Source organism: Sphaerochaeta sp. (assembly GCF_050178175.1).
Taxonomy (GTDB): Bacteria; Spirochaetota; Spirochaetia; order Sphaerochaetales; family Sphaerochaetaceae; genus Sphaerochaeta.
In genome coordinates this window covers 1-11,884 of record NZ_JBFXGH010000064.1, presented here as the reverse complement: position 1 = coordinate 11,884, position 11,884 = coordinate 1, and the positions used below count along the sequence as shown (strand labels likewise).

The 11,884-nt window shown below is 49.8% G+C and carries 12 protein-coding genes; 7 read left to right on the top strand and 5 right to left on the bottom strand.

The features are described from left to right. Window positions 1–94: 94 nt before the first annotated feature. Together AB7S66_RS08135 and AB7S66_RS08130 are read right to left on the bottom strand one after the other, a co-directional pair. Entirely contained in the window at window positions 95–379 is a 285-nt protein-coding gene (locus AB7S66_RS08135) for a DsrE family protein (RefSeq protein ID WP_428518946.1), read from the bottom strand. Between the two features lie 231 nt (window positions 380–610). Next, complete coding sequence (locus tag AB7S66_RS08130; protein WP_428518945.1) at window positions 611–838, bottom strand: hypothetical protein; 228 nt, start codon at window positions 836–838, stop codon at window positions 611–613. 157 nt (window positions 839–995) lie between these two features. On the opposite strand from AB7S66_RS08130, the gene AB7S66_RS08125 reads away from it, so the two are divergent. The 3 genes from AB7S66_RS08125 (at window position 996) to AB7S66_RS08115 (ending at window position 3,106) form a co-directional block, all read left to right on the top strand. Then, window positions 996–1,133, top strand: coding sequence for a hypothetical protein (locus tag AB7S66_RS08125; protein WP_428518944.1), 138 nt, complete (start codon window positions 996–998; stop codon window positions 1,131–1,133). 83 nt (window positions 1,134–1,216) lie between these two features. Next, window positions 1,217–1,612 (top strand): hypothetical protein, encoded by a 396-nt coding sequence (locus AB7S66_RS08120; protein ID WP_428518943.1) that lies wholly within the window; start codon window positions 1,217–1,219, stop codon window positions 1,610–1,612. A gap of 36 nt (window positions 1,613–1,648) precedes the next feature. Beyond that, window positions 1,649–3,106 carry a deoxyribodipyrimidine photo-lyase gene (locus tag AB7S66_RS08115; protein ID WP_428518942.1) on the top strand — a complete coding sequence of 486 codons (1,458 nt, stop codon included), beginning with the start codon at window positions 1,649–1,651 and terminating at the stop codon, window positions 3,104–3,106. Here the strand turns inward: AB7S66_RS08115 and dnaE are convergent. Genes dnaE through AB7S66_RS08100 form a run of 3 tightly spaced genes read right to left on the bottom strand, consistent with a single transcriptional unit; the run spans window position 3,103 to window position 7,983 of the window. Further along, on the bottom strand, window positions 3,103–6,030 hold the full coding sequence (dnaE, locus tag AB7S66_RS08110) for a DNA polymerase III subunit alpha (RefSeq protein ID WP_428518941.1): 2,928 nt from the start codon (window positions 6,028–6,030) through the stop codon (window positions 3,103–3,105). The two genes, AB7S66_RS08115 and dnaE, sit on opposite strands and share 4 nt — an antisense overlap. Then, window positions 6,023–7,198 carry a DNA polymerase Y family protein gene (locus AB7S66_RS08105; RefSeq protein WP_428518940.1) on the bottom strand — a complete coding sequence of 392 codons (1,176 nt, stop codon included), beginning with the start codon at window positions 7,196–7,198 and terminating at the stop codon, window positions 6,023–6,025. The genes dnaE and AB7S66_RS08105 overlap by 8 nt, the downstream gene beginning before the upstream one ends. Further along, on the bottom strand, window positions 7,159–7,983 hold the full coding sequence (locus tag AB7S66_RS08100; protein ID WP_428518939.1) for a DUF72 domain-containing protein: 825 nt from the start codon (window positions 7,981–7,983) through the stop codon (window positions 7,159–7,161). Before AB7S66_RS08100 ends, AB7S66_RS08105 begins: the two co-directional genes overlap by 40 nt. A 108-nt stretch (window positions 7,984–8,091) precedes the next feature. On the opposite strand from AB7S66_RS08100, the gene AB7S66_RS08095 reads away from it, so the two are divergent. The 4 genes from AB7S66_RS08095 to AB7S66_RS08080 form a co-directional block, all read left to right on the top strand. Further along, entirely contained in the window at window positions 8,092–8,886 is a 795-nt protein-coding gene (locus tag AB7S66_RS08095) for an HAD-IIB family hydrolase (RefSeq protein WP_428518938.1), read from the top strand. A gap of 66 nt (window positions 8,887–8,952) precedes the next feature. Next, window positions 8,953–10,017, top strand: coding sequence for a PAS domain-containing protein (locus AB7S66_RS08090; protein ID WP_428518937.1), 1,065 nt, complete (start codon window positions 8,953–8,955; stop codon window positions 10,015–10,017). Beyond that, window positions 10,014–10,646 (top strand): transporter substrate-binding domain-containing protein, encoded by a 633-nt coding sequence (locus AB7S66_RS08085; protein ID WP_428518936.1) that lies wholly within the window; start codon window positions 10,014–10,016, stop codon window positions 10,644–10,646. The genes AB7S66_RS08090 and AB7S66_RS08085 overlap by 4 nt, the downstream gene beginning before the upstream one ends. A 36-nt stretch (window positions 10,647–10,682) precedes the next feature. Then, window positions 10,683–11,884: PAS domain S-box protein (locus AB7S66_RS08080; protein WP_428518935.1), on the top strand; the 1,202-nt coding region annotated here is incomplete at its 3' end.

The window sequence follows — 11,884 nt, the reverse complement described above, 5'->3', positions numbered from 1 at the left end:
AGAAGCCTCGTTCGTTTTCTGTGCCTTGGAATCCTCATCAGTATCATTTCTCTTTCACTTGGGTGTAATCTTGGTTCCGGTGGAACAGCCGAAATTACGCTGAATGCGGGGGGTACCGGTTAGGGTGCCATTGAAATAGTATGGGGATAAAGGGTCCCACCCCTTCATGTCGAAGTTCAACCTGAAAAATGCGGTAGGGCACTGAGCATGTCAGGGTCTTGTCGCCGTCGGCCGTCCACTCTGCAGGGGCTGCCATGGTGGATTTCTCAGCATCGACAAAATGTGGTTCGTTCTCATGAATACCACAACGGGCCATACAGGTTCCACAAACCCTTGCCAGAACGCCCTTTACGATCAGGTCATGAAGCATTTGCGATATGTCCTGGTCTTACTCGAGAGGCTTCTTGGTTGAATCTCAGGCACGATCGACTGCATCATTCATCAGAAACATCCGGACGGTACGGCCGGCAGTACAACGGGGTACAACACTTCCATACGGTCGGTAATCACCTCAAGCAAGCATGTTCCAGTTCTCTCCATCTTTGCAAAATTGACATCCTCTTTTCTGCAGGTAGCGGACTGCCTACATTCATATGCAGCATCCTCAAGATTATAGACCATCCCATCGGCGTTTCAGTTGTGCAGCATAATCTCTCCATTCATCTCTGGTGAGCTTGATGTCATGGGTATCAGCCGAATCGCAGAGGTTGTGAAGAATGGTTGCGGCGTCTTCGATGAAGGAAAACACAGGTCGTCTTTCTCCCCGAATCTGTTGTACCTTGTCGGCGTGGATGTACATGAACGCAATTTTCGCCAGAATGGATTCCTTTTTTGGCATGCTAAAGAGATCTGCACAAACAGTCAATTCTGTCGAACACGAGTGAACAATGTTTTTATTCTTAGATTGCTCTGACCTTGAATTGAGAAGACAGAAAGATGGACGAAAACTGTTTGGATAGTTGGCGAAAAGGCATATTTAATATCCTGTATCCTGCATGAACAGGACGGAGCCTACCTATACAAAAGCAAGAAAAGGTGAAGGTTATGAAACAGGAAGTACGGTACAAAACATTCTTCTGGCACTGCTGTTGGCCTTGGTCACCCTAACCCTTAGCTCATGGCATGACTGTTAGGGGTTGGTGTTGCTCCTCCAGCACCCAGTGGATGATGATATGGTGGAAGTGAATTTCTCCAGTGGATTTTTCCCGTGTGGTGGATGGGAATAGGAATGAGGGAATCGGGATTGGTATTCTTTAAAGAGAACTTGCAACCAGGAACCTACACCTTGCAAGGAATCAGGTATCTGTGGATGAGCGATTATGCCTTCATGAACTCCCCGATCCGGGATATGGAATTTGATGGGCAGAGAACCGAATGGATGGAACGACAGTTCTTTGCGCTCGATGAACCAGTGAAGCTGCAACGCAAACCAGGATGTGCCGACTCGTTAGGGCGTTGCATGGCTTGTTTTCAGCTGATGGGTGATCAATATGGGAAGGGTCCAAATCTGGTAGTGGTGGATGATGAGAACAAGGCAGTATTGTGCAGAATTGAATCGGCAGAACCAGGGAACAAGGAAACACTGAATCTGATGAACAATTGGGGCTTATGAGCCTTGGCGACTCTGGAATCAACGAAATATGTTGAAATGAGAATACATCGATACGATCTTGTGCGGTTTCTTTGGATGGATACCGTATTTTTTTCTCTGGTGGCGAAAGCTGTGGTACGCTTGGGCATGATGGTTGATGAACAAAGAATCAGGAAACTCAATACCAAGCCAACACTGCATGAAAAGCCGTATGTAGTGTATTGGATGCAGGCATCCGGGAGGGTGGAACAGAATGAAGCACTCTCGTTTGCAATAGAGACAGCAAATTCCCTTAAGAAACCTTTGGTTGTCTATTTTGGAATTGCTCCACGTTTTGCAGGTGCCACAGGCCGTCACTACCGCTTCATGCTGGAAGGTATCCAGGAAGTGGAGAAAGAATTGCAGGAGCGTTCCATACCCTTGCTTGTCTCTTCCCATGGGGTGGTGGAAGGTTTGAAAAAGCTACAATCAAGCATTGCCTGTCTGATAGTAGACAGGGCATACACCACCATTGAACGTTCGTGGAGAAAGGAAGTTTCCTTGCTCCTTGCATGTACCGTCTATGAGGTAGAGGCTAATGTAGTGGTGCCCGTTGAGGCGGTGAGTGATAAGGAAGAATACTCTGCAGCGACCCTGAGAAGAAAGATTGAACCCATGATCTCCTACTTTGCACAGGAGATCCAGATTCCTGAGATCAGTGTGAAGAGCCGATCTTTTGACTTCCCCTTTGACACAGCTGATCTTAAAAACATCCCATTGCTTGTTGAATCCCTGGGGATTGAGCAGAAGGGTAGTTCGGTTTTGCCTTTGCAGGGTGGCAGTGCTGCGGCGCTCTCTAGACTGGATGACTTCATCGAACATGCCTTGGTAGGCTACGATACAAAACGCAATGATCCTGCACAGAACCACAGCAGTGGGCTCAGTGCATATCTTCATTTTGGACAGATCAGCCCAGTCACCATCTATCACGCGGTTAAGGATCTGGATATCAGTGATGTACCGGCATTCCTGGAGCAGTTGATCGTCAGGCGTGAACTTGCCTATAACTTTGTTGCTTTCAACCCATTCTACGACCAGTATGAGGGACTTCCCTCGTGGGCGAGGAAGAGCTTGGCTGCGCATGAGGCCGACCCAAGACCCATTACCTACCGATATGAAGAGTTGGAGAAGGGAGAGACCCATGACCCCTACTGGAATGCAGCACAGAAGGAGTTGGTCCTTTTGGGTCGGATGCACAACTACCTGAGGATGTACTGGGGAAAAAAGATCCTGGAGTGGAGCCCGACTTTCAAGCAGGGGTTTTCCTGGGCACTGAAACTCAATAACACCTACCAGGCAGATGGACGTGATCCAAATGGGTATGCCGGTGTTGCCTGGTGTTTCGGCAAGCATGACCGCCCATGGGTGGAGAGACCCATATTCGGAAACATCCGCTACATGAATGACAAGGGGCTGGAGCGAAAATTCAACATGAAAGCCTATCTCCAGCGTATTGAGGCAGAGACATCCCTCTAGGAGCCCAGTTTTCTCAGGTTCTGGACCTCGATGATGAGAGCACCCTCGTCATTTTTCACCAGCCCGAAGACCAGCAGCGGCCAACGACCTGCCAGCAATGGATAGAGACGTTTGTAGAGAATAGGGAACAGTACCGTCTCATAGAGTGCCGTCTCATCCTCAAAGGAGACAAAGCTCATGCTTTCTCCCGTCTTGGTCAATACCTGCTTCTGTGTTATCTGGTAGCCGATGAGTGTGACATACCGTTCTATATGCTGGTCGATCTCACAAGCCTTGATCCTGTGAACTGATCGCAGGAGGTGTGCGTAGAGGACCAAGGGATGATGATTCCTGAGAAATCCCAAGGATGCAAATTCGCGGTGGAGCTCTTCTTCACTGAAAGAGCGATCCACGGCAACAGGAAGTTGCTCTTTCTTGCAATAGGGGAGAGGGGTGGCAAACAGGTCTGCCTGTCCATAGGATTGATTAGTACGTGTGGTGGTTAGCAGGATCCTGAGCTGTTCACTTCGTTTTCTCTCGGGTGCCAGTGAGTCAAATGCGCCAGAGGCTACCAGGGCAACAAGGTCCTCCCTTTCCAGGGAGAGGCGGTGGGAAGCCTCTTCCAGGGTGGAGAACCGCCCCCCTTGTTTTCGTTCCTCGATAATTCGCTTCATGGCCTTTCTGCTGAGTTCAGCGATGGCCATCAGGCCGATGACCAGGGTGTTTCCTTCTGCCCAGTAGGGGATCCTGCTGGTATTGATATCGGGGCCGGCTATGGTCAGGCCCATTCTTCTTGCCTCACTGATGTACGCCTGTGGTCGGTAATATCCCCCTTGGTTGGTCAATACGGCAGCCATGAAATGGGCCGGGTGATGGACACGGAGGTATGCACTTTGGAAGGATACCATGGCATAGCTTGCCGAGTGGGGCTTGCAAAAGGAGTATCCATCGAAGGAGAGCATCATCAGCCAGATCTGTTCAGCAACAGGAGTGCTTACCCCACCAGCATGGCAACCTGCAAAAAACTGGTCCCTGAATGCCTGCAACCGTTTTCCTGCGGCTTTCTTTGCGATAACCTTGCGAAGTTGGTCGGCATCAGCCTGGGAAAATCCTGCCAGGGCAACGGCTGTCTTGGAGACATCTTCCTGGTAACAAAGTATTCCATAGGTCTCATCAAGGATATAGGCAAGCCTTGGATGGAGTGGTTCCCACCGTTTGCCTTTCAAGCGTTGCACATACTCATTGATGTACTTGTTAGCTGCAGGCCGTATAATGGAGGAATGGATGACAATATGGGCAAAATCACCTCGTCCTGTTTTCTTCTGCAACTGTCTCATTGCAGGGGATTCAATGTAGAAGACACCCATTGAGTCTCCACAGGCAAGTGCATCGATCGTATCAGCATCTTCTGCAGGTTGCCAGGTTCCTTCATCGATGGACACCCCTTCTTCCCGCAGGTTTCCCAAGGTGTCACGGATGACTGCAAGGGATCGGTTGCCCAGGAGGTCGATCTTTACAAAGCCTGCCTGCTCTGTTCCATCCTTCTCCCAACTCAGCAAGGGATATCCATCAGCTGAGTGAAGAATCGGGGCATAGCACGTTACTTCCTTGGGTGTGATGACCAACCCACCGCAGTGCATGGATATCTCTTTGGGAAGTCGGTCAAGGGCTGAGGCGATACGGATGATGGTCTGCCACAAGGGGTCGAGCAGCGCATCGACTCCCCTTATGAACAATGTCTCTTCTGCCTTGGTGATCTGTGCGTCACTCAGTCCATAGCAGCGGGCTGTTTCGCGAATGGCCGAACGCAGGCGGAACCGGTTGTGGTTGGCCACCCTTGCACAATGATCAATGCCAAAGCGTTCAAAGACTGCAGCAAAAATCCCATCCCGCTCATCCCAGGCAAAGTCAACATCAATGTCCGGGGAATCCTGGCGGGAGGGGGAGAGGAATCGTTCAAAGTACAGATGATGGGCAATGGGATCCACGTTGGTGATGAAGAGACTGTAGGAGACGATGGATGCAGCCCCTGATCCCCTGCCGCATGTCCTGCTGCTCATCAGCACGATATCGTGCATCACCAGGAAATAGGGAGCGAACCCCTTCGCGTTGATGATGCCCAGCTCATAGTCGATTCGTTCCATGATGGCATCATTGATCTCCCCATAGCGGTTTTCAGCTCCGCTGTAGACCCGGTATTTCAGTTCCTCTTCTGCACTCCCCTTCTTCGTGACCGGATAGGAGGGGAAGATGAGGGAAGAGGGAAATGGGTCATACGGCCTGAGTCGTTGTACATGTTCCATGGCCTCTGGCCATGGGGCAAAGACCTGCTCCCACTCCCTCTGTTCAAGCAAGATGCCACCCTTTTGGAAATACTCATCCCCTGTAAGGCTTCCCACACTTTTATGAAGGGCAATGGCTCGGAGTACCTGGTGAATTTCCCTTTGGCTTTCGGCAAGAAGGAATGCTCCATCAACGGCGAGAAGGGGAACACCAAGCCTCTTCGCGGTGGTTATGATCTGCAGGGAATCCGGGGTAATCGCACCATAGAGGTCAGCTGCTCTACCTGCAAGCTCGCTCAGGATTGCACTGCTTGTGGTTGCCAACACAAGTCCCTTTGCTGTTTTCTTGAGTGTAGGAAGATACGAGAAGGAAGGGTCAAGATTCCTCTTGCTGATAAGCTTGCAGAGCAGCTCATAGCCCTCTTGGTCCTGTACAAAGACAAAGAGGTCTCCCGTCCTCTCGGTAAGCAGGCAAGCGCAGATAAGGGAGATTCCCCGCTCTTTTGCTGCTTCCCGGTAGACAGGATACCCATAGAGGTTGTCACGGTCCGTGATGGCAACCTGTTCAACCTGCATGTCCTGTAGACGGTCGAAGAGATCATCAACCGAAACAGGGGAGAAGAGCAGGGAGTAGGCTGTGCTCAGGGCCAGGCGACTACGCATGGGCAAGTGCTGCCCCATGGGTCAGGATGCCAGGACCAAACTTATGGCGCATTCGGTCAACTGCCTGCTGCAGGGAATCAGAGCGATGCTGTGCATCGGGGAGAAAGAGGTCCAGGGTCGGGGCGAGTGGGGAAAGTTCGCCTAGGGAGAGAGAACAAGAGAGAATACGTACCCTCCGGCTTGCCGCCAGCTGTGCAACCTTCCATGCGACAAGGGATATTTCATGGTCATAGACCCACTGTCCCTTTATGCGATGGGAAGCTTCGCTTCTCCTTCCATCACTGTAGAGCAACGCTATGTGGATCTTGGCCGAACCAAGTCCTGCAGTTCGCATTGCCAATGCGGCATCTTCCCCAGCAGCAACCACAGCGGCCTTGAGAGCATCCATCTCAAGGATTGGTTCCGAAAAACTGATTTTTCTCTGCACAATCCGCTTCTCCGGCAATCCGTTTTGGAGTGGGCTCTTATCCAGTCCACGGGCGGCATCACGGAGGGCAAGACCTCGTTTTCCCAGGAAGGCCATCACCTGCTCATCCCCAAGGGCAGCAATCTGGCCAATTGTCGTGATTCCTGCAACAGAGAGCAGCCGGGAAGTGGCAGAGCCTACACCACTGAGCAAGGAAACATCCTGCCAGGCAAGGAATGAGGCCTCATCTCCCTCCCTGATTTGGATAAGTCCGGCTGGTCGGGTGGTACGGGTACCCACCTTTGCAACCAGTTTATTGGAAGCAACTGCCACAGAAGCCTCAAGATTCAGCTTTTTCCTGATCTCGCCCTGGATCTGTACCGCGCTATCCACCACTGGACCGAAGAGACGGGTGGTCCCTTGCATGTCCAGATAGATATGTCCTCCCCGGTCGCACTGGATGCTGGGAGAATACTTCTGTGCGATGGATGTGATTGCTGCATCGGCTTTCGCCGTGCTCTGATTGTCCCAGGGAAGCACCTGCAGGGAGGGGATCATCTGCTTTGCAAAGCGGAGGGGCATGCCTGCCCGTACTCCCTCCTCCCATGCTCGGCGGGATGGGGTAAGCACCACAGTCCTTGCTGATCCCTCAAGGGCAACCACAAAGGGGGTGTCAGCGAGACTTGGATTCCTTGCCACCTCTACGGCTGCTGCAAAGTCGGTTACATTGATATGGATGATGCTTGCACCTGCTCGTTGCATGCCTTGCCTCCCACTGCCAACTGGTACAGCGTCAGTGCATTGGCTGCTGCCTGACCCCTTCTATGGTTATTGAAGTAGATGAGCACCTTCTGTGCATGGGTGGTAAATGACTGGATACGCGCAAGCAGGCTGGCAAGCTCTTTTTCACTATAGAGATAGTCATATCGGCTTGCACTGTCCGATCCCCACCATGTCTCCTCATTCCTCCCATGAAGCCTGATATAGGCCAGTGAGCTGCTGGTTTTGACATCCATCATGGGTGGGTTGCCTTTCACGGGGGGGAGGTCGAGCGAAGCAAGGGCAACATTCCTCTCTCGCAGCGAGTCGAGCGTGCGGTTGTTGTACCAGCTGCTGTTCCTGAACTCGATGGCAAGCGGAAACGGGGAGAGGGTTTTCAGGAGGGAGTCCAGATATTTCCGCTCTCCCACTTCATAGTGGAACGAGTAGGGGAATTGCAGGAGCACGGCACTGAGCACCTGGTTTTCTACCAGCGGTTCAAGGGCATGGGAGAACAGGAGCGCCTGTTCCCTCCATGAAGAAGCATCAATGGTATGGGTGAGGTTCTGGTGGGCCTTGATGGAGAATTGGAGGGATGGAGCAATCTTGTGCATTGCTGCAAGCTGAAAAGCCTCCGGCATACGATAGTAGCTGAAGTTCAGCTCCACGGTGGGAAATCGTCGGGCATAGTGGGCAAGGAACTCTTCTCGTCTCGTGCCTGGTGCATACACTGGTCCTATCCACTCGGTATAGCTGTAGCCTGAAGTTCCAATCAAAACAATACTCATACTCTTGATATACTATATATATGTTAAGTAATCAAGAGTAAAAACTCCCGTATCTTGCCTCCGGGATGGATATCAGCCATACTGATGCACAACATTTTGGAGGTGGATGTGCACACATATGCCGGTATTGTTTTCTGTGATGTGGATGGAACGATTCTTCCCCATGGGGAGAGAACCGTCTCATCGGAGTTCTTTGCCTTGGTAGAAGAAGCAAGGCAGGCCGATTTCCTGATCTGTATATCCAGCGGGCGATTCCATGAGGCACTCCTTCCTCTCTTCTCTCCAGTCTCTTCCAAGGTGGTCTTTTCTGCTTCCAATGGGTGCCGGGTATTGTACCAGGGGAGAGAGTTGTTTCCTGATCACGGGATAGAGTATTCCATGGCTGAGCAGATAACCTCTTCACTCCATGCCTGGGGGGCCACGGCGCTTGTCTCAACGACAGAGGCCATCTATCTCCCTACGATAGCCCGTGAACAACTGAAAGCGAAGAGCTATCTGGCAAAAGGATATACAAGATTCTTTGATACATTCAGCGAAATTTCAGGGGATGTGATGCAGATTACGGCTGTATGTGAAGGCAATCTGCCTGCAATCCTGGCAAAAAGCCGGAAGGTTTGGGGCTCTGCCTTTCATGTGGTTACCACTGGCAAGGAGATGTTCGACATCTGTCCCACCTCGAAGGGGATCTCACTGAGAGCAATCAGTGAACATTTCTCTGTTCCCATTGCCCATACGTATGCCTTTGGGGATGATGAGAATGACATCCCCATGCTTGAGGCTGCAGGCAAAGGGTATATCATGGGAAATGCACACCAAGGAGTAAAGGGCAGGGAGTTCGAACATTGCCATGATTTGATCGGGACGATCAGGGAAATACTCGCAAAGCAAATTGTGGAATGCTAGCAGGGTAAGGAGAGGGTATGCTACAGTAGTATCATACGTTGGCTTGGAGGACAGGGAGTAATATACTTGAACTTACCTATCAGTGTAACCCAAGGGCAGTATGTCCTCACGATTTCTGGTGTGGCAGTAATCCTTTTAGGACTGCTTATCCTTTCCACCGTCATCGTAATCATGCAGAAACGTAAGGCAAGAACGTTCCAGACGCAGGAAACTTCGCTTCAACACACATCAGCATTGCTTCACTATGTAATTGAGCATTCACGCTATGCAATCGCAGTCCACGATACCGAGCTTCGGTATCTCTACGTCAGTAAGAAATATTGTGAGGAGTATCATATTCCTGATGGGAATGCAATTATTGGAAAACACCATTACGAAGTAATTCCCAATCTTCCTGAGAAGTGGAAGATTGTACATCAGCGTTGTCTCCACGGTGAAATTGTTACCGGGGATGATGATGTGTATATCCATGAGGACGGGAGTGTGGACTATACCCGTTGGGAGTGCCGGCCCTGGTATAGGGAGAATGGCCAGATTGGGGGCATTATTGTCTATACCGAGCTGCTTACCCAGCAAAAGCAGATGGCCTCAGAATTAAAAGAGGCTCATGATTATCTCGATGCCCTGCTTATGGAATCAAACAGCCCGATCCTTGTCTGGGACTCCTCCTATGTCATTACACGAACCAATCACTCCATTTCCTCCTTGCTGGGTTTGCCAATACACGAAATTGTTGGAAAGAATGTGGGAACCATATTCTTTTCACTGGGAGAAAGGGAGCTTGACCGTCTGGAAAACCGTCTGGAAACGGAACACAGTCTCTCCAATGTTGAGATTCATTTGAAAACCATAGAGGGAGAAATTCGGACCATTCTCTGGAATGCTGGACCTATTTTTGACCCGGTTGATGGCTCTCTTGTGGCTACCATTGCCCAAGGGCTGGATATAACCGAGCGAAATGCAATCGAGCAACAAAACAAGGAACAGCTGGAAGAGCTGAGGCGGTGGTATGAGGTGATGAGCCACCGAGAAGGCCGAGTTATCGAATTGAAACAAGAGGTTAATGCTTTGCTTAAGGAGAAAGGGCAAATTGCGCGGTATGCATCTGTAGAGCAGGAGAGTGATACATGAAAGACAAGCGCTTCATTGTTCTTATTCTCTTGTGTTTACTCCTCTCTTTAACGCTCAGTGCAGCAGATGCTTCTTTTCTCACGAGTCTAAATGATGAGGAGCGCTCACTTCTTGCAAGGCAGAAACCGTTGACCGTTTTGATTAATCCATCGTGGGAACCTCTTGAATATATAAACAAACAAGGGGAACTCAGTGGGCTTAGTGTTGCCTATCTTGGAGAAGTGAGTAACCTTACTGGACTTGAATTCGTTCCTGTTGTAACTGATTCATGGCAGGATGCATATGGCAAGTTGCTTTCTGGTGAAATTGCCATGACCGGAAGCATCAGCAAGACGGAAAGGCGAGAGGCAACCTTGCGTTTCAGTGAACCATACCTGACCGTACCTCTTGCAATCATAGCTGGAGAACAGGTCGGGTATATCGGTAGTCTGGCAGAGCTTGAAGGGAAGAAGGTTGCAGTGATTTCCAATTATGCAGCACAGGAGTGGCTGGCCAGGGATTACCCAAATCTGACCTTGGTTGAAGTATCTACCGTTGCAGAAGGCCTTACCCTCGTTGCACGGGGAGAGTGTTTTGCCTTGGTGGAAAACCTGTTGGTTGCCAACCATTATCGGTCCAAGCTTGGGTAATCCAGAAAAGTAAAGGTAGTGGGTACCACTGCCTACATGAACTCCCTCTCTATTGCTATTCATGAGAACTATGCTTCCATTCTTCCCATTATCAACAAGGCACTCCAGACAATTGACAGTGAGACAAGGGAGAGATTGTATCGGGCATATTTGCCTCTTCAGTATGAAAAGACTGTGCAGAGTACCACTATTTATCTGATTATTGGCATAGCATTGTTTGTCGCTGCATCTCTGGGATTCTGGATATTGAGGCTCAGCAAGGAAGTAAGAAGAAGGGAGGTTGCAGAAAGGGAATTGGCAGACAGCGAAATAAAATTCAAGCAATTATTCTCCAATGCTCCCCTGCCTATGGTGCTTCTTACCCAGGAAGGAACGGTAGTTTCTGCAAATGAAGCATGGAGTACCACATTTGGATTCAAGCATGGTGAAATAGAAGATGTCGACACGTGGTATGAGAAGGTTTACCCTGAGGCAACGTACCGTGAAAAAGCAAGAGAATCCTGGGAAGAGGCTGTTAAACAATCCCTAGTTACGCATTCTAGACATATCGATTCACAAGAATTCACCTTGGTTACAGCTACTGGTACTGTGTTGGAGATGGAAATCAGTGGGGCATTTCTGGATCGTTTTCTCCTTATTACCTTTTTTGATATCACTGAGAGAATTTCCTCCATGCGTTCACTTCAAGCATTGCAGAGACAGACCGAACAGGGGAGAAAAATTATTCTCAACGCGCTTGAGGATCAACAGATTGCTCAGCATTCGCTTGCACAAAGCAAAGCCACCCTTGATGCAGCAATCAACAGTATGATTGATGCAGTGTTCATTATTGATCCTGAAAGTCGTTTCATCCTGATCAACCATGCATTTCTACACTACTATCGATTCTCAAAGCGTTCAGAATGTCCTGATGACCTGCTCGCTTTTTCTTCTCTGTTTGAAGCATATGACAGCCATGGGGACCTGCTGGAGCAACAGATGTGGGCGGGTTTCCAGGCACTCTCCGGGAAAGCTGGGGACACAGAGTATACAGTGGTAAAGAAACAGTCAGGTGAACAATGGATAGGGAGCTACAGTTTTGCTCCTATTCGTGATGCGCATAATGTATTGATTGGGGCTGTTGTGGTTTGTCGTGATGTAACAGAGATTCGTGAGAACCAAAAAAGACTGGTCTATCAGAGAAACCACGATTATCTCACTGGTTTGTATAGTCGTGTGTATTTTGAGACCAAGTTGCA